Genomic DNA, 20,737 nt, shown 5'->3' with positions numbered 1-20,737 from the left:
TCTGCTGCTTCGCCAACTGCCCGCACTCGGTACGAGGGTTGAAATGGGAAACGACGAAAAACTCCGGGAATACCTCCGGCGCGCCACCGGTGACCTCCAGCAGACCAAGCGCCGCCTGCGTGAGCTGGAGGCCAAGTCGCGCGAACCCATCGCCATCGTCTCGATGAGCTGCCGCTACCCCGGGGGCGTCGCCACCCCCGAGGACCTGTGGGACCTCGTCGACCAGGGGCGGGACGCGGTCTCCGGCATGCCGGAGAACCGGGACTGGGACATCGAGGGCATCTACGACCCCGAGCCGCAGACCCCCGGCAAGACGTACGCCAAGGAGGGCGGCTTCCTGCACGACTCGCAGGGCTTCGACCCGGACTTCTTCCGGATGAGCCCGCGCGAGGCGCGCGAGACCGACCCGCAGCAGCGACTGCTGCTGGAGACGTCCTGGGAGGTCCTGGAACGTGCGGGGATCGACCCGCTCTCCCTCAAGGGCAGCCCGACCGGTGTGTTCGTCGGCATCGTCTACGACGACTACCTCGGCGGCGGCGGCATGGGCAGCATCACCAGCGTCGCTTCCGGCCGCATCTCGTACGTCCTGGGCCTGGAGGGCCCGGCGGTCAGCGTCGACACGGCCTGCTCCTCCTCGCTGGTCGCCCTGCACTGGGCCATCCAGGCGCTGCGGACCGGCGAGTGCTCGATGGCACTGGCCGGCGGCGTCACCGTCATGGCCACGCCGGGCGCGTTCATCGGCTTCAGCCAGGAGCGCGGCCTCGCCGCCGACGGCCGCTGCAAGTCCTTCGCCGGGGCGGCGGACGGCACCGGCTGGGGCGAGGGCGTCGGCATGCTCCTGCTGGAGCGGCTCTCCGACGCTCGCAAGAACGGGCACCCCGTACTGGCCGTCGTCCGCGGCACCGCCGTGAACTCCGACGGCGCCTCCAACGGGCTGACCGCGCCGAACGGCCCCTCCCAGCAGCGGGTCATCCAGGCCGCGCTCGCCAACGGCCAGCTCTCGACCGCCGAAGTCGACGTGGTCGAGGCGCACGGCACCGGCACCACGCTCGGCGACCCGATCGAGGCGCAGGCCCTGCTTGCGACCTACGGCAAGGGCCGCCCGGAGGACCAGCCGCTGTGGCTGGGCTCGCTGAAGTCGAACATCGGGCACACGCAGGGCGCGGCCGGCGTCGGCGGCATCATCAAGATGGTCCAGGCGATCCGCCACGGAAAGCTCCCCAAGACCCTCCACGTGGACGAGCCCACGCCCGAGGTCGACTGGGACGCCGGCAACGTCGAGCTGCTCACCGAGCCGATCGACTGGCCGGACTACGGCCACCCGCGCCGCGCCGGCATCTCCTCGTTCGGTCTCAGCGGCACCAATGCCCACGTCATCGTCGAGCAGGCCCCCGAAGCCGACGCGGCGGCCGACGCCGCGGCCGGACCGGACGCCGGGACGGACACCGAAGACGGGACCGCCGGGACCGCCGGGAGCACCGCACCGGCCCGCCGCGCCGGACTCCTGCCGCTCCCGGTCTCCGGCAAGTCCGAGGCTGCCCTGCGCGCCCAGGCGGCGCGGCTCCTGGCGCACATCGAGGGCAACCCGGGCCAGGAGCTCGTGGACCTCGGCTTCTCCCTGGCGACCACCCGTGCGGCGCTCGAGGACCGGGCCGTGGTCATCGCTTCCGACCGGGCCGAACTCCTCGGGGCCCTCGCGGCCCTCGCCGAGGGGGAGCAGGGCGCTTCGGTCCCCACCGGCACCGTGCAGGCCGACGGACTGACGGCCTTCCTGTTCACGGGTCAGGGTGCGCAGCGTCTGGGCATGGGCCGTGAGCTGTACGAGGTCTTCCCGGCTTTCGCGTCCGCGTTCGATGCGGTGGTCGCTGAGTTGGACGGGCACCTGGAGATCCCGCTGAAGGATGTGGTCTGGGGTGAGGACGCGGGTCTGCTGAACCGGACCGCGTACACGCAGACCGGTCTGTTCGCCGTCGAGGTGGCGCTGTTCCGGCTGCTCGAGTCGTGGGGGGTCCGTCCGGACTTCCTGGCGGGTCACTCCATCGGTGAGCTGGCTGCCGCGCACGTTTCCGGTGTGCTGTCGCTGGCCGATGCGGCCAAGCTGGTGGCTGCCCGCGGGCGGCTGATGAACGCGCTGCCCGAGGGCGGTGCCATGGTGGCCGTCCAGGCCACCGAGGAGGAGGTGCTGCCGCTGCTGGTCGACGGTGTCGACATCGCCGCGATCAACGGGCCCTCCGCGCTGGTGCTCTCGGGCACCGAGGACGCGGTCGCCGGGATCCAGAACCACTTCGAGGCTCTGGGCCGCAAGACCAAGCGCCTCGCCGTCTCCCACGCCTTCCACTCGGCCCTCATGGAGCCGATGCTCGACGAGTTCCGCGCCGTCGCCGCAGAACTGACGTACGCGAAGCCCGCCATCCCGGTGGTCTCCAACGTCACGGGTGAGATAGCCGATGCGCTGGGCACGCCCGAGTACTGGGTGCGCCACGTCCGCGAGGCCGTCCGCTTCGCCGACGGCATCCGCACCCTCACCGGCCGGGGCGTCACCACCTTCCTCGAACTCGGCCCCGACGCCGCCCTCTCCCCGATGGGGGCCGGCTGCGTCGCCGACGACGAGGACGTCGTCTTCGCGCCGCTGCTGCGCCGCGCCCGCGACGAGGAGCGCGAACTGCTCTCCGCCGTCGCCCTCGCCTCCACGCGGGGCACCGCGATCGACTGGGCCGTCTTCTACGAGGGCCTGGGCGCCCGCAGCGTGGAGCTGCCGACGTACGCCTTCCAGCGCCGCCGCTTCTGGATGTCCAGCTGGGACGAGGAGGAGACCGGAACCGCGGCTCCCGCCGCAGCCGCCGACCCGGCCGACGCCCTGTTCTGGGACGCCGTCGAGCGGGAGGACGCCACCGCGCTCGCGGAGCGCCTCGGCATCGACACCCCCGCCCTCGGCGAGGTACTCCCCGCCATCTCGGCCTGGCGCCGCAGGCAGCGCGCCCAGTCGGTCGTCGACTCCTGGCGCTACCGCCTGGACTGGGAGCGGCTCGCCGACCCGGCCCAGGCCCCGCTGACCGGGCCGTGGCTGGTCGCCGTACCCGCCGGGCACCGCGAATCCCCGCTGGTCGCCGCCGTCCTGGCCGCTCTCGAGGCCCGCGGGGCGCAGCCCGTGCCCATCGAGTCCGACGAGGACCGTACCCGGCTCGCCGGTCTGCTGCGCACGCAGCCGGCCCCCGCCGGCGTGCTGTCGCTGCTGGCCCTGGACGACCGTACGCACCCGCGGCACCCGGCGCTCTCCCGCGGCACCGCCGCCACGATCACCCTCCTGCAGGCGCTCACGGACGCCGGGGTCACCGCCCGCGTCTGGTGCGTCACCTCGGGAGCCGTGGCCGTCGACGACGCGGCCGAGCTGACCGCCCCCTTCCAGACCGCCCTGTGGGGACTGGGCACGAGCATGGCCCTGGACATCCCCGACACCTGGGGCGGCCTGGTCGACCTGCCCGCCGACGCCGACGAGCGCGCGGCCGGACGGCTGTGCGACATCCTCGCGGCGACCGACGGCGAAGACCACCTCGCCGTACGCGCCGACGGCGTCCACGGCCGCCGCCTGGTCCGTGCCTCGGCATCAGCGCCCCGCAGCGCGGCCCGCGGCCCGCAGAACAAGTGGAGCCCGCGCGGTACGACCCTGATCACCGGCGGTACCGGCGGACTCGGCGCCCATGTGGCCCGGCTGCTGGCCGCCGAGGGCGCCGAACACCTGGTCCTCACCAGCCGCCGGGGCCTGGCCGCCGAGGGCGTGGCCGAACTGGCCGCCGAACTCGGCGCGCTCGGCACCAAGGTGTCGGTCGAGGCGTGTGACGTGGCCGACCGCGAAGCCCTCCGTACCCTGCTCGGCAACCTGCCGGCCGAGTACCCGCTGACCTCGGTCGTGCACGCGGCCGGAGTGCCCCAGCGGCTCGCGCAGCTGACGGAGCTGAGCCCGGAGGAGTTCGCCGAGGTCGGCCACGCCAAGATCACCGGCGCGGTGCACCTCGACGAACTGCTCGCCGACACCCCGCTCGAGGCGTTCATCGTCTTCTCCTCGGGCGCCGCGGTCTGGGGCAGCTTCGGCCAGAGCGCGTACGCCAGCGCGAGCGCCTTCCTCGACGGCATCGCCGGCCGCCGCCGAGCCCGCGGCCAGGCGGCGACCTCGATCGCCTGGGGCACCTGGGACAGCGGCATGGTCGACGCCGAACTGCGGGCCGTCGTCAAGCGCATCGGCGTCCCGGCCATGGACCCGGCGCAGGCGGTCACCGCGCTGCGGCAGATCCTGGCGGACGGCGAGGAGGAGATCGTCGTCGCCGAGTTCGACTGGGACCGGTTCGCCCCCACCTTCACCCTGTCCCGGCCGCGTCCGCTGCTGCGCGGACTGCCCGACGTACAGGCCATCGTGGACGGCGACGGTGAGGACGAGTCCTCCGGCGGATCCGCACTGGCGGACAAGCTCGCCACGATGCCCGAGGCGGAGCAGCGCCGGACGCTCCTCACCCTCGTACGGACGCACGCGGCCGACCTGCTCGGCTACGACAACCCGGCCGACCTCCAGCCGACCCGGGCGTTCGACGACCTCGGATTCGACTCGGTCGCGGCGGTCGACCTGCGCAAGCGGCTCTCCAAGGCCACCGGCGCGAAGCTGCCCGCCACGATGATCTTCGACTACTCCAGCCCGGCGGCCCTCGCGGACTTCCTCCGCACGGAGCTCTGCCCGGACGCCGACGGCGGGCAGCCGTCGGTCCTGGAGGAACTCGACCGCATCGAGGACGCGATCACGGCGCTCGGCGCCGAGGAGATCGAACGCAACAAGATCAGCACCCGGCTGCAGGCCCTGCTCGCCCGGGTGAACGAGACCCTCGGTGCCACCGACGGCTCGAACGTGGAGGACAAGCTCGAGTCCGCATCGGCGGACGACGTCTTCGCCTTCATCGACAAGGAACTCGGCCTCGCCTGACCTGCCCGGCTGGCGCGCACACGGCATTCGGACCAAGGGACGCGTGGGATTCACATGCAAAACGAAGAGAAGCTCCTGGAATACCTCAAGAGGGTCACGGCGGACCTGCACCAGACCCGCCGCCGGCTCCAGGAGGTCGAGAACGAGGAGCAGGAACCCATCGCGATCGTGGCGATGAGCTGCCGCTACCCCGGAGGGGTCGACACCCCCGAGGAGCTGTGGCAGCTCGTCTCCGACGGCGGTGACGCCATCACGGAACTGCCCACCGACCGTGGGTGGAACCTTGAGGCCCTGCGCGGCGACGACCCGGGCCAGACCGGCTCCAGCTACGTCCACCAAGGCGGGTTCGTCAACGGCGTCGGCGACTTCGACGCGGACTTCTTCGGGATCAGCCCGAAGGAGGCACTGGCGACCGACCCGCAGCAGCGCCTGATGCTCGAGGTGTGCTGGGAGGCCGTCGAGCGGGCCGGCATCGATCCGCACAGCCTGCGCGGCCGCGACGTCGGCGTGTTCGCCGGCTCCGGCATCCAGGAGTACGAGTACCTCCTGGACGCGGTGCCCGAGATCGCCGAGGCCTACATGACCACGGCCAACTCGGGCGCCGTGATCTCCGGCCGCGTGTCCTACACCCTCGGCCTCGAAGGTCCCGCGCTCACCGTCGACACCGCCTGCTCCTCCTCGCTCGTGGCCCTGCACCTCGCGGCGCAGGCCCTGCGCAAGGGCGAGTGCTCGATGGCCCTCGCCGGTGGCGTCATGGTCATGGCGACCCCCTCGGCCTTCATCGCGTTCAGCCGTCAGAAGGGCCTGGCCACCAACGGCCGCTGCAAGGCCTTCGCCGAGTCGGCGGACGGCACCGGCTGGTCCGAGGGCGCCGGCGTGCTGCTCCTGGAGCGGCTGTCCGACGCGCGCAAGAACGGGCACCCCGTGCTCGCCGTCATCCGCGGCAGCGCGATCAACCAGGACGGCGCCTCCAACGGCCTGACCGCCCCCAACGGCCCCGCGCAGCAGCGGGTCATCCGCCAGGCCCTGGCCTCGGCGGGCCTCACCCCCGCCCAGGTCGACGCCGTCGAGGGCCACGGCACCGGCACCACGCTCGGCGACCCGATCGAGGCGCAGGCCCTGCTCGCGACCTACGGCAAGGGGCGCCCGCAGGACAAGCCGCTGTGGCTCGGTTCCCTGAAGTCCAACATCGGCCACGCCCAGGCGGCTTCCGGCGTCGGCGGCATCATCAAGATGGTGCAGGCCATCCAGCACGGCATCCTGCCCAAGACCCTGCACGTCGACGAGCCGTCCACGCACGTCGACTGGAGCGCGGGCAACGTCAAGCTGCTGACCGAGGCCCGCTCCTGGCCCGAGACGGGCAATCCGCGCCGGGCCGGCGTCTCCTCGTTCGGTCTCAGCGGCACCAACGCCCACGTCATCGTGGAGCAGGCTCCCGAAGCCGAGGCGACGGCCGCGGACGAAGCCGCCGAGCCCGCCCCGCAGCGCACCGCCGTCCCGCTGCCCTGGCTGGTCTCCGGACGCAGCGCGGACGCCCTGCGCGCCCAGGCCGCCCGGCTGGTGAGCCACCTCACCGAGCGCGACACCCTCGCCGAACCGCTCGACCTGGCCTACTCGCTGGCCACCAGCCGGTCGGCACTCGACCACCGCGCGGTGATCCAGGCGGCCGACCGGGACGCCGCCGTGGCCGCCCTGCGCACCCTCGCCGACGGCCAGAAGTCGCCGGGCACGGTCCAGGGCCTCGCCTCCGACGGTCTCACCGCCTTCCTGTTCACGGGTCAGGGTGCGCAGCGTCCGGGCATGGGCCGTGAGCTGTACGAGGTCTTCCCGGCCTTCGCGTCCGCGTTCGATGCGGTGGCCGCGGAGCTGGACGCGCACCTGGAGATCCCGCTGAAGGATGTGGTCTGGGGTGAGGACGCGGGTCTGCTGAACCGGACCGCGTACACGCAGACCGGTCTGTTCGCGGTCGAGGTGGCGCTGTTCCGGCTGCTGGAGTCGTGGGGTGTGCGCCCGGACTTCCTGGCGGGTCATTCGATCGGTGAGCTGGCTGCCGCGCACGTTTCCGGTGTGCTGTCGCTGGCCGATGCGGCGAAGCTGGTGGCTGCTCGTGGCCGGCTGATGAACGCGCTGCCCGAGGGCGGTGCCATGGTGGCCGTCCAGGCGACTGAAGACGAGGTGCTGCCGCTGCTGGTCGACGGTGTCGACATCGCCGCGATCAACGGGCCTTCCGCGCTGGTGCTCTCGGGCACCGAGGACGCGGTTCTGAGCGTCGCGTCGGTGATCGAGGGCCTGGGCCGCAAGACCAAGCGCCTGACGGTCTCGCACGCCTTCCACTCGGCTCTGATGGAGCCGATGCTCGAGGAGTTCCGCGCGGTCGCGCAGACCCTCACCTACGGCACCGCCGAGATCCCGGTGGTCTCCAACGTCACGGGTGAGATCGCCGATGCGCTGGGCACGCCCGAGTACTGGGTGCGCCACGTCCGCGAGGCCGTGCGCTTCGCCGACGGCATCCGCACCCTCACCGGCGAGGGCGTCACCCGCTTCGTCGAGCTCGGCCCCGACGGCGTGCTGACCGGCATGGCTCGCGACACCGCCGAGCATGCCGTCCTGATCGCCGCGGTCCGCAAGAACCGCCCCGAGCCGGAAGCCCTCCTGAGCGCGCTCGGCCAACTCCACGCCCACGGCGGCCCCGTCGACTGGTCCGCGTACTTCGCCGGCACCGGCGCCCAGCGCGTCGCCCTGCCGACCTACGCCTTCCAGCACCAGCGGTTCTGGATCGACGCCGCGCCCGGCGCAGGCGACGTCGCCGCCGCAGGCCTGGACGCCGCCGAACACCCGCTGCTCGGCGCGGCCGTGACCCTCGCGGACTCCGACGGCGCCGTCCTGACCGGCCGCCTCTCCACCGCCACCCAGGCGTGGCTGGCCGACCACGTCGTCGGCGAGACCGTCCTCTTCCCCGGCACCGGCTTCGTGGAGCTCGCCATCCGCGCCGGCGACCACGTCGGCTGCGACATCGTCGAGGAACTCACCCTCCAGGCCCCGCTGGTCCTCCCCGAGCACGGCGGCGTCCAGGTGCAGGTCGCCGTCGGCGCCGCCGACGACTCCGGCTGCCGGACCGTCTCCGTCCACTCGCGCGCCGAGGGCGAGAGCGACCTGCCCTGGACCCTCCACGCCGAAGGCGTGCTCGGTACGCGCACCACCGCGGCCACCGCCGCCACCGACACCACCTGGCCGCCCGCCTCCGCGACCCCGGTGGACACCGACCGGCTGTACCCGGAGCTCGCCCAGGCGGGCCTCCAGTACGGGCCGGTGTTCCAGGGCATCACCGCCGCCTGGACTTCGGGCAACGACGTGTACGCCGAGGTGGCCCTGCCCGCGGCCGAGGCCGCCGCCGCCGGCCGCTTCGGCCTGCACCCGGCCGTGCTGGACGCGTGCCTGCACGCCGCCTCGTACACCGACCTGTTCACCGACCAGGCCGTCCTGCCCTTCTCGTGGTCCGGAGTCGAACTCCACGCCTCCGGCGCCGCGAGCGTCCGCGTCCGGCTGTCCCCCAAGGGCTCCGGAGCAGTCACCCTCTCCGTGCAGGACGCGGCGGGCCGCCCGGTCCTGACCGCCGACTCCCTCACCCTGCGCCCGATCTCCACCGAGCAGCTGGCCGCGGCCCGCAGCACCTTCCACGAGTCGCTGTTCCGCCTCGACTGGGCAGCCGCCCCCGCGGCGCCGATCGGCGCCGTCGTGTCGAGCGCCGACTGGGAGACCGTTGCGGCGGATGCGGGTGTTGTGGTGCCCGAGGCCGTGGTGTTGCGGGTTGCGGGTGGCAGTGGTGTGGATGAGGTGCGCGGTGCGACGCATCGGGTGCTGGGGGTTTTGCAGTCCTGGCTGTCCGAGGAGCGTTTCGCGGCGTCGACGCTGGTTGTGGTCACTCATGGTGCGGTGGGGTTGCCCGGGGAGGACGTCGCCGATCTCGCGGGGGCGGCCGTCTGGGGCCTCGTCCGCGCCGCCCAGGCCGAACAGCCGGGACGCGTCGTCGTCGCCGACCTCGACGGCCTCGAGGACACGGCCGCCCTCGCAGGCGTGCTCGCCACCGGCGAGCCCCAGGCCGTGGTCCGGGGCGGCTCGGTCCACATCGCCCGCCTCGGCCGCGTCCCCGTGGCCGATGAGCCGGTCACCGGCCGCTTCGACGCCGACGGCCGCGTCCTGGTCACCGGCGCGTCCGGGATGATCGGCGGCCTGGTAGCCCGGCACCTGGTCACCGGCCACGGTGTCCGTGACCTGCTGCTGGTGAGCCGGCGCGGAGACCAGGCCCCGGGCGCGGCGCAGCTGCGCGCCGAACTGGCCGAGCTGGGTGCACAGGTTGCGTTCGCGGCCTGCGACGTGGCCGACCGCGAAGCGGTCGCGGCACTGGTCGCCGAGGAGCCGTTCACCGCGGTCGTCCACCTCGCCGGCGTCCTGGACGACGGCGTCATCGAATCACTGACCCCCCAGCGCATGGACACCGTCCTGCGCCCGAAGGTCGACGCCGCACTGCACCTGCACGAGCTGACGGCCGACCGCGAACTGACCGCCTTCGTCCTCTTCTCCTCCGCGTCCGGCGTCCTCGGCGCTCCCGGCCAGGGCAACTACGCCGCCGCGAACGCCTTCCTCGACGCCCTCGCCGCCCACCGCCGCGCCAACGGCCTGCCCGGTCAGTCCCTGGCCTGGGGCCTGTGGGGCGACCCGAGCGGCATGGCGGGCGAGCTCAGCGACACCGACCTGGAGCGGATGGCCCGTACGGGCATCAGCCCCCTCACCGCCGAGCAGGGCATGGACCTGTTCGACCGCGCGGGCACCATCGACACCGCGACCCTGCTGCCGATCCGCCTCGACCTCAAGGCCCTCGCCAAGGCGGGCGCCGAGGCGCTGCCCCCGGCCCTGCGCGGCCTGGTCCGCGGCCGTCCCCGCAGGGGCGCCGCGGCCGCGGGCGGCTCGGCCGCCGCCGCGGGCCTCCACCAGAAGCTCGCCGGTCTGACCGACGAGGAGCGCGAGCAGCACCTCCTGGACGTCGTACGGACGCAGGCCGCCCTGACGCTCGGCCACGCCGGAGCCGACTCCGTCGAGCCCACCCGCGCCTTCAGCGAGCTGGGCTTCGACTCGCTCTCCGCGGTCGAGTTCCGCACCTCCCTCAGCGAAGCGGTCGGCATCCGCCTGCCCGCCACGCTGGTCTTCGACTACCCCACCCCCGTGGTGCTTGCCGGCTTCCTCGCCGCCGAGCTCTCCGGCGCGGGCGAGCAGGCCGCCGCGGTCGTCTCCACCTCCGCCGCACACGACGACGACCCGATCGCCATCGTGTCGATGAGCTGCCGATACCCCGGCGGTGTGGCCTCGCCCGAGGACCTGTGGCGGCTCGTCGCCACCGGCACCGACGCCGTCACGGAGTTCCCGTCGAACCGCGGCTGGGACCTCGACCGGATCTACGACCCGAACGGCGAGCGCCCCAACACCACGTACACCCGCCAGGGCGGCTTCCTGCACGACGCCGGCGAGTTCGACCCGGCCTTCTTCGGCATCAGCCCGAACGAGGCCCAGGTCATGGACCCGCAGCAGTACCTGCTGCTGGAGTCCGCGTGGGAGGCCCTCGAGCGGGCGGGCATCGACCCGACCGCCCTGCGCGCCAGCTCCACCGGCGTCTTCGCCGGCATGATGTACCACGACTACGCCTACAACAGCAGCACGGGCGCCATCGCCTCCGGCCGCGTCTCGTACGTCCTGGGGCTGGAAGGGCCGTCGGTCACCGTCGACACGGCCTGCTCCTCCTCGCTCGTCACCCTGCACCTGGCCGCCCAGTCGCTGCGCTCGGGAGAGTGCTCCCTCGCGCTCGCCGGCGGTGTGGCCGTCATGGCCACCCCCGAGGTGTTCGTCGAGTTCTCCCGCCAGAAGGGCCTCTCCAAGGACGGGCGCTGCAAGTCCTTCGCCGCCGCCACCGACGGCACCGGCTGGGGCGAGGGCGTCGGCATGCTGCTCCTGGAGCGGCTGTCCGACGCGCGCAAGAACGGGCACCCGGTGCTCGCCGTCATCCGCGGCAGCGCGATCAACCAGGACGGCGCCTCCAACGGCCTGACCGCCCCGAACGGTCCTTCGCAGCGCCGGGTGATCCGGCAGGCGCTGGCCAACGCGGGTCTGGCCTCGGCCGATGTCGACGTCGTCGAGGCGCACGGCACGGGCACCACGCTCGGCGACCCGATCGAGGCCCAGGCGCTGCTGGCGACGTACGGCCAGGACCGGCCCGAGGACCGGCCGCTGTGGCTGGGCTCCCTGAAGTCCAACATCGGCCACGCGCAGGCGGCCGCGGGTGCGGCCGGGATCATCAAGATGGTCATGGCCATGCAGCACGGCGTCATGCCGAAGACGCTGCACGTCGACGCCCCGACGCCCCAGGTGGACTGGAGCGAGGGCAACATCGAGCTGCTGACCGAGGCCCGTGAATGGGCCGAGAACGGCCGTCCGCGCCGGGCCGGCGTGTCCTCCTTCGGGATCAGCGGCACCAACGCGCACGTGATCATCGAGCAGGCCCCGGCCGAGCGGCCGGCCGCCGATACGGACGGTGCGGCGCTCCTGCCCGCCCTCCCGGTCGTCGTCTCGGGCAAGAGCCCGGAGGCCGTCGCCGGTCAGGCGCAGCGCCTGCTCGGCCACCTCGAGGAGCACCCGGAGCTGCGACTGGCGGACCTGGCGTTCTCGGCGGCCACCTCGCGGGTGGCGTTCGACCACCGTGCGGTGGTGGTGGGTGCGGACCGCGAGGAGCTGGTCGCGGGTCTGTCGGCGCTGGCCGAGGGCCGTAGCGCGGCCGGGGCCGTGCGTGGTGCGGGCCGCGTCAAGGGACGTACCGCCTTCCTGTTCACGGGTCAGGGTGCGCAGCGTCCGGGTATGGGCCGTGAGCTGTACGGGGCCTTCCCGGCTTTTGCCGCAGCGTTCGATGCGGTGGTCGCTGAGTTGGACGGGCACCTGGAGATCCCGCTGAAGGATGTGGTCTGGGGTGGGGACGCGGGTCTGCTGAACCGGACGGTCTACACGCAGACCGGTCTGTTCGCGGTCGAGGTGGCTCTTTACCGCCTCTACGAGTCCTGGGGTGTGCGCCCGGACTTCCTGGCGGGTCACTCGATCGGTGAGCTGGCTGCCGCGCACGTTTCCGGTGTGCTGTCGCTGGCCGATGCGGCCAAGTTGGTGGCTGCTCGTGGGCGGCTGATGAACGCGCTGCCCGAGGGTGGCGCCATGGTGGCCGTCCAGGCCACCGAGGAGGAGGTGCTGCCGCTGCTGGTCGACGGTGTCGACATCGCCGCGATCAACGGGCCCTCCGCGCTGGTGCTCTCGGGCACTGAGGACGCGGTTCTGAGCGTCGCGTCGGTGATCGAGGGCCTGGGCCGCAAGACCAAGCGCCTGACCGTTTCGCACGCCTTCCACTCGGCTCTGATGGAGCCGATGCTCGAGGAGTTCCGCGCGGTCGCGCAGACCCTCACGTACGGCACGGCCGCCATCCCGGTCGTCTCCAACGTCACGGGTGAGATCGCGAACGAGCTGGGCACGCCCGAGTACTGGGTGCGCCACGTCCGCGAGGCGGTCCGCTTCGCCGACGGCATCCGCTACCTCGAAGGCGAGGGCGTCACGCGCTTCGTCGAGCTGGGTCCCGACGGTGTGCTGACCGGCATGGCCCAGGATTCCGTCGAGGACGAGGGCGCGGCCCTGATCGCGACGGTCCGCAAGAACCGTCCCGAGCCGGCCTCCGTGCTGACCGCCCTCGGCGCCCTGCACGCCCACGGCGCCACCGTCGACTGGACGGCACTGTTCGCCGGCGTCCCGGTCCGCCGGATCGAGCTGCCGACCTACGCCTTCCAGCGCCAGCGGTTCTGGATGGACACGCGCGAGTACCTCGCCGACTCCTGGATCGGCGGCGAGCTGGGCGGTGTCGCCTCCGCCGGTCTCCACTCCGCCGAACACCCGATGCTCGGCGCCGTGATCACCTCCCCGGACGCGGACACCGTCGTCCTCACGGGCCGTCTCGCCCTCGGCACCCACCAGTGGATCGCCGACCACGACGTCCTCGGGAGCGTGCTCCTGCCGGGAACCGGCTTCGTCGAACTCGCGATCCGCGCCGGTGACGAGGTCGGCTGCGACCTGGTCGAGGAGCTCACCCTCCAGGCCCCGCTGGTCCTGCCCGAGCAGGGTGGCGTTGCCCTCCAGCTCGTCGTGGACGCCGCCGACGCCACCGGCCGGCGCTCCGTGCGGATCTACTCGCGCGCCGAGAGCGACGGCGACCTCCCCTGGACCCTCCACGCCGACGGCGTCCTGGCGAGCGGCGCCCCGGCGCCGGACTTCGATTTCACCCAGTGGCCCCCGGCGGGCGCGGAAGCAGTGGACGTCTCCGACGCCTACGAGCTGCTGCTCGGCCGCGGTTACGGCTACGGCCCGGTGTTCCAGGGCATGAAGGCCGCCTGGCGGCGCGAGGGCGAGGTGTACGCGGAGATCACGCTCCCCGAGCGCTCCCACGAGGAGGCCGGACGGTTCGGCCTGCACCCGGCCCTCCTCGACGCGGCCATGCACGGCTCGCTGATCAACGTCGAGGGGCCGGGCGGAGACGAAACGATCCTGCCCTTCTCCTGGAACGGCGTCTCCCTGCACGCCGCGGGAGCCACCGCCCTGCGCGTGCGCATCACCCGGCCGACCTTCGACAACATCGTCCTGTCCGTGGCCGACGCGACGGGCAGCCCGGTGCTCTCCGTCCGCTCCCTCGTGGGCCGGCCGGTGTCCGGCGAGCAGATCAAGGCCGCCTCCGGCGGATCCGACGAGCCGCTCTTCCGCATCGGCTGGAGCCCCCTGTCCGTCTCCGCCGACACGGCGGCCGGACCGTGGCCCGCATGGGACCGGCTCGGCGAAGGCGACCCCGTCCCCGACATCGTGGTGCTGGAGTGCGCCCCGACGACGGGCGCTCCGCTGACCGACGTACGGACCCAGACCCACGCCGTCCTGGACGCCGTCCAGCGCTGGCTGTCCGACGACCGCTGGTCCGCGGCGAAGCTCGCCGTCGTCACCCGCGGCGCCGTCGCCAGCTCCGAGGGCGCCGACGTCGACCTCGGCCAGACACCCGTCTGGGGCCTGGTGCGCTCCGCGCAGCAGGAGAACCCGGGCCGTTTCGTCCTCGCCGACCTCGACGGCACCGAGGAGTCCGCGCGGGCCCTGACCGCGGCCCTGGCCTCGGGCGAGCCCGAACTGGCCGTACGGGCCGGCGAGGTCCTCGTTCCGCGGCTGACCCGCCTCGCGGTCCCCGCGGACGGCCGGGCAACCCCGCTCGACCCCGAGGGCACCGTCCTCGTCACCGGCGGCACCGGCGGCCTCGGCGCGATCGTGGCCCGCCACCTCGTCACCGAACACGGCATCCGCCACCTGGTGCTCACGAGCCGCCGCGGGGCCGACGCCCCCGGCGCGGCCGAACTGGCCGCCGAACTCGGCGGACTGGGCGCCGAGGTGACCCTCGCGGCCGTCGACGCCGCCGACCGCGACGCGGTCGCCGCCGCCCTCGCCGCGATCCCGGCCGCACACCCGCTCACCGCGGTCGTGCACGTGGCCGGCGTGATGGACAACGGGCTCGTGGACGGGCTCACCCCCGAGCGCCTGGAAACCGTACTGCGCCCGAAGGCCGACGCCGCCTGGCACCTGCACGAACTGACGAAGGACCAGCCCCTGGCCGCCTTCGTGATGTTCTCTTCCGCCGGCGGCATGGTCCTCGCCGCCGGACAGGCCAGCTACTCGGCCGCGAACGTCTTCCTCGACGCGCTCGCGTGGCACCGCCGGTCCCAGGGCCTGCCCGCCACCTCCATGGCGTTCGGCCTGTGGGGCGTCAACACCGGCCTGACCACGCACCTCGACGAGGCCGAGCAGCGCATGAAGTCGCTGGGCATGCCCGCCCTCCCGGCGGCCGAGGCCCTCGCGATGTTCGACGCCTCCCTCACCGGAGACGAGGCCGTCACCATCCCCCTGCGCATCGACGCCGCCGTCATCCGCAGCCGCGGGGACGAGATCCCCGCGCTGCTGCGCGGCCTGGTCCGCATGCCCGTGCGCAAGGCGGCGCGCGGTGGGGCCGGCGGCGACGGAGCGGGGCTCGGCCGACGGCTCGCCGGACTCGACGCGGCCGCGCGGGACACCGCCGTCCTGGACCTCGTACGGACCCAGGTCGCCGGCGTCCTCGGGCACGCCTCCGCGGACGCGGTGGAGCCGGAGCGCGCCTTCCAGGAGCTCGGCTTCGACTCGCTGGCGGCGGTGGAACTGCGCAACCAGCTCAACCAGGTCACCGGGCTGCGCCTGCCCGCGACGCTGATCTTCGACTACCCGAGCGCACGGGCCGTGGCCGACCACGTCCTCGCGGCGTTCTCCGGCACGGACGCGGATGCGGCACCGGTCGTCGCCACCCGGGCGACGGACGGCGACGACCCGATCGTCATCGTGTCGATGAGCTGCCGCTACCCCGGCGAGGTGTCCTCGCCGGAGGAGCTGTGGCAGCTCGTCGCGGGCGGCGTCGACGCGGTCACGGGCTTCCCGACCGACCGCGGCTGGGACGAGGGCGTCTACGACCCGGAGCCCGGCGTCCCCAACAAGTCGTACACCCGACAGGGCTCCTTCCTGCACGACGCGGGCGACTTCGACCCGGCCTTCTTCGGCATCAGCCCGAACGAAGCGCTCCTGATGGATCCGCAGCAGCGCCTGCTGCTCGAGTCCACCTGGGAGGCGTTCGAGCGGGCCGGCATCGACCCGGCATCGCTGAAGGGCACCTCGACCGGTGTGTTCGCCGGTCTGATGTACCACGACTACGGACTGGGCGTCGAAGCGGCGATGGCCAGCGGCGGCAGCCTCGTCTCGGGCCGCACGTCGTACGTCTTCGGCCTCGAGGGTCCCTCGGTGTCGGTCGACACGGCCTGCTCCTCGTCCCTGGTGGCCCTGCACCTGGCCGTGCAGTCGCTGCGCTCGGGCGAGTGCTCCCTCGCCGTCGCGGGAGGTGTGGCCGTCATGGCGACGCCGGGCATGATCGTGGAGTTCTCGCGGCAGCGCGGCCTGTCCGCCGACGGGCGCTGCAAGTCCTTCGCCGGAGCCGCCGACGGCACCGGCTGGGGCGAGGGCGCCGGTGTGCTGCTCCTGGAGCGGCTGTCCGACGCTCGCAAGAACGGGCACCCCGTGCTCGCGGTCGTCCGGGGCACGTCCATCAACCAGGACGGCGCTTCCAACGGCTTCTCCGCCCCGAACGGTCCTTCGCAGCGCCGGGTGATCCGGCAGGCGCTGGCCAACGCGGGTCTGGCTTCGGCCGATGTCGATGTCGTGGAGGCGCACGGCACGGGTACGAAGCTGGGCGACCCGATCGAGGCGCAGGCGCTGCTGGCGACGTACGGCCAGGACCGGCCGGAGGACCGGCCGCTGTGGCTGGGCTCGCTCAAGTCCAACATCGGCCACACGCAGGCCGCGGCCGGCGTCGCGGGCATCATCAAGATGGTCGAGGCGATCCGCCACGGCGTGCTCCCGAAGACCCTGCACGTGGACGAGCCCAGCCCCCAGGTGGACTGGAGCGAGGGCAACGTCCAGCTGCTGACCGAGGCCCGCGAGTGGCCCGAGACGGGCCGTCCGCGCCGGGCCGGCGTGTCCTCCTTCGGGATCAGCGGCACCAACGCGCACGTGATCATCGAGCAGCCCCCGGCCGAGCAGCCGGCGGCCGAAACGGACGCGGACGTCTCTCTGCCCGCCGTGCCGGTGGTGCTGTCGGGCAAGAGCCCGGAGGCGCTGACGGCGCAGGCGCGGCGGCTGCTGTCGTTCGCGCAGGAGCGGCCGGAACTCTCCGTCGTGGACCTGGCGTTCTCGGCGGCCACCTCGCGGGTGGCGTTCGACCACCGTGCGGTGGTGGTGGGTGCGGACCGCGAGGAGCTGCTCGCGGGTCTGTCGGCGCTGGCCGAGGGCCGTAGCGCGGCCGGGGCCGTGCGTGGTTCGGGCCGCGTCAAGGGACGTACCGCCTTCCTGTTCACGGGTCAGGGTGCGCAGCGTCCGGGTATGGGCCGTGAGCTGTACGGGGCCTTCCCGGCCTTCGCCGCAGCGTTCGATGCGGTGGTCGCTGAGCTGGACGGGCACCTGGAGATCCCGCTGAAGGATGTGGTCTGGGGTGAGGACGCGGGTCTGCTGAGCCGGACCGTCTACACGCAGACCGGTCTGTTCGCGGTCGAGGTGGCCCTCTACCGCCTCTACGAGTCCTGGGGTGTCCGTCCGGACTTCCTGGCGGGTCACTCCATCGGTGAGCTGGCTGCCGCGCACGTTTCCGGTGTCCTGTCGCTGGCCGATGCGGCCAAGCTGGTGGCTGCTCGTGGCCGGCTGATGAACGCGCTGCCCGAGGGCGGTGCCATGGTGGCCGTCCAGGCCACCGAGGAGGAGGTGCTGCCGCTGCTGGTCGAGGGCGTCGACATCGCCGCGATCAACGGGCCTTCCGCGCTGGTGCTCTCGGGCACTGAGGACGCGGTTCTGAGCGTCGCGTCGGTGATCGAGGGCTTGGGCCGCAAGACCAAGCGGCTCACGGTCTCCCACGCCTTCCACTCGGCCCTCATGGAGCCGATGCTCGACGAGTTCCGCACGGTCGCCGAGGGCCTGGCCTACAACGCCCCGGCCATCCCGGTGGTCTCCAACGTCACCGGCCTCCTGGCCGACGAGTTGGGCACGCCCGAGTACTGGGTGCGCCACGTCCGCGAGGCGGTGCGTTTCGCCGACGGCATCCGCTACCTCGAAGGCGAGGGCGTCACGCGCTTCGTCGAGCTGGGTCCCGACGGTGTGCTGACCGGCATGGCTCAGGACTCCGTCGAGGACGAGGGCGCGGCCCTGATCGCGACGGTCCGCAAGAACCGTCCCGAGCCGGCCTCCGTGCTGACCGCCCTCGGCGCCCTGCACGCCCACGGCGCCACCGTCGACTGGACGGCACTGTTCGCCGGCGTCCCGGTCCGCCGGATCGAGCTGCCGACCTACGCCTTCCAGCACGAGCGGTACTGGATGGACGCCCTGTCCTCCTCGGTCGGCGACGTCTCGGCCGCCGGCCTGGGCGACGCCGAGCACCCGCTGCTCAGCGCCGTGGTCGTGCTGCCCGACGACAACGGAGCCGTCCTGACCGGCCGGCTCTCCGTCTCCAGCCTGCCCTGGCTGGCCGACCACATCGTCGGCGAGACCGTCCTCTTCCCCGGCACCGGCTTCGTGGAGCTCGCCCTGCGCGCCGGTGACGAGGTCGGCTGCGAGGTCCTCGACGAGCTGACGCTCCAGGCCCCGCTGGTGCTGCCGCAGCACGGCGCGGTCCACGTACAGGTCGTCGTGGGAGCACCCGACGAGACGGGCGCGCGGACGGTCACCGTCCACTCGCGTCCCGAGGGCGACAGCGAACTGCCGTGGACCCCGCACGCCGAGGGCCGGGTGGCCCCCGGCGACAACGCGCCCGGCTTCGACCTCTCCGTGTGGCCGCCCGAGGACACCACGCCGCTCGGCGTGGACGACGCCTACGAGGTGCTGCGCGGCTACGGATACGGCTACGGCCCGGTGTTCCAGGGCCTGCGGGCCGCCTGGCAGTCCGGTGACGCCCTGTTCGCCGAGGTCTCCCTCCCCGAGCAGGCGCACGCCGAGGCAGTCCGGTTCGGCCTGCACCCGGCCCTGCTCGACGCGTGCCTGCACGCGGCGATCGTCGCCGGCGACTCCGCGAGCGAGGACGAGACCGTCCTGCCCTTCTCGTGGGCCGGGGTCCGACTCCACGCCACCGGGGCGACGACGGTACGGGTCAAGGTGACCCCCACCGCCGAGAACTCCATCGCGCTCGTACTCGCCGACGGGACGGGAGCACCGGTGGCCTCCGTCGAGGCGCTCACCTCCCGGCCCGTCTCCGCCGAACAGCTGTCGGCCGGTCAGACGGCCGTCCACCCCTCCCTCTACAAGGTCGACTGGACGAAGGTGGCGGCCGCCGAAGCCGCAGCCGCCGCCTGGCCCGACTGGGAGACTGTTGCGGCGGATGCGGGTGTTGTGGTGCCCGAGGCCGTGGTGTTGCGGGTTGCGGGTGGCAGTGGTGTGGATGAGGTGCGCGGTGCGACGCATCGGGTGCTGGGGGTTTTGCAGTCCTGGCTGTCCGAGGAGCGTTTCGCGGCGTCGACGCTGGTTGTGGTCACTCATGGTGCGGTGGGGTTGCCCGGGGAGGACGTCGCCGATCTCGCGGGGGCGGCCGTCTGGGGCCTCGTCCGCGCCGCCCAGACGGGCAACCCGGGCCGGTTCGTGCTCGCCGACACCGACGACCACGGCGTGCTCCCGGCGGTGCTCGCCACGGGCGAGACGCAGATCGTCGTACGCGAAGGCGCCTTGTACGCCGCCCGACTGGCCCCGGTGCCGGCCGTGGAGCAGGAGCCCGCTTCCCGCTTCGACGCACCGGACGCCCGTGTGCTGCTGTCCGGCGCGTCCGGGATGCTCGGCGGCCTGGTCGCCCGGCACCTGGTCACCGGCCACGGTGTCCGTGACCTGCTGCTGGTGAGCCGGCGCGGAGACCAGGCCCCGGGCGCGGCGCAGCTGCGCGCCGAACTGGCCGAGCTGGGTGCTCAGGTCGCGTTCGCGGCCTGCGATGTGGCCGACCGCGAAGCGGTCGCGGCACTGGTCGCCGAGGAGCCGTTCACCGCGGTCGTCCACCTCGCCGGCGTCCTGGACGACGGCGTCATCGAATCACTGACCCCCCAGCGCATGGACACCGTCCTGCGCCCGAAGGTCGACGCGGCTCTGCACCTGCACGAGCTGACGGCCGACCGCGAACTGACCGCCTTCGTCCTCTTCTCGTCGGCGGCGGGAGTCCTCGGCAACGCCGGACAGGGCAACTACTCGGCCGCGAACGCCTTCCTCGACGCCCTCGCCGCCCACCGGCGCGCCAACGGGCTCGCGGCACAGTCCCTGGCCTGGGGCCTGTGGGCGAGCGGCGCGGGCGGCATGGCCGCCGAGCTGGACGAAGCGGGCCTGGAGCGGATGAACCGCTCCGGCATCGAGGCGATCACCGCCGAGCAGGGCATGGACCTGTTCGACCGGGCCGGCGCCACCGACGAGGCCCTGCTCGTGCCGATCCGGTTCGACCTCAAGATGCTGGCCGGGGCGGCCGACCAGCTCCCGCCGATGCTGCGCGGTCTGGTCCGCGGCCGTCCGCGGCGCACCTCCGCCGCGAGCGGGGCGCACGGCGCATCGCTCAAGCAGCGGCTCGCCGCGCTGGACGCGAGGGAATGCGCGACAGCCGTCCTCGACGTGGTCCGTACGGAGATCGCGGCGATCCTCGGCCACGGCCGGCCGGACGCGATCGAGCCGGACAAGGCGTTCAAGGAGCTCGGCTTCGACTCCCTCACCGCCGTGGAGTTCCGCAACCAGCTCGGCGCGGTGACCGGGATGCGGCTCCCGGCCACGCTCGTCTTCGACTACCCCAACGCCCAGGCGCTCGCCGACCACCTGCTGGCCGAACTGGCCCCGCAGGCCGGGAGCGGTACGGGCGCGGAATCCGAGGACGAGCAGATACGCCGCCTCCTGCAAGCCATCCCGATCAGCCGGCTCCGCCAGGCCGGCATGCTCGACGGCCTGCTCGAGCTCGGCGGCCACGCCCCGGAGCGTTCCGGCGGCGAGGCGGACGAAGACCCACTGGGTTCGATCGACGACATGGACGCGGCGAGCCTGATCAGCCTGGCACTGGACGAAGTCGACCTCGACGGCGCAACACGAGAAGCGGGGATTTGA

Annotated in this window: 2 protein-coding genes; both read left to right on the top strand. The window is 73.2% G+C overall.

Annotation, left to right across the window (positions count from 1 at the left end; translation table 11 throughout):
• Position 1: 1 nt before the first annotated feature.
• Positions 2-4,966 carry a type I polyketide synthase gene (locus ACFY1T_RS25055; RefSeq protein WP_390790233.1) on the top strand — a complete coding sequence of 1,655 codons (4,965 nt, stop codon included), beginning with the start codon at positions 2-4 and terminating at the stop codon, positions 4,964-4,966.
• 54 nt (positions 4,967-5,020) lie between these two features.
• A complete protein-coding gene (locus ACFY1T_RS25050) occupies positions 5,021-20,737 on the top strand; it encodes an SDR family NAD(P)-dependent oxidoreductase (RefSeq protein ID WP_390790153.1) in 15,717 nt (5,238 codons plus the stop codon).

Origin of the sequence: Streptomyces sp. NPDC001194, from assembly GCF_042896985.1 — a bacterium.
Classification (GTDB): domain Bacteria; phylum Actinomycetota; class Actinomycetes; order Streptomycetales; family Streptomycetaceae; genus Streptomyces.
This window is presented reverse-complemented; position numbering and strand designations above follow the sequence as displayed.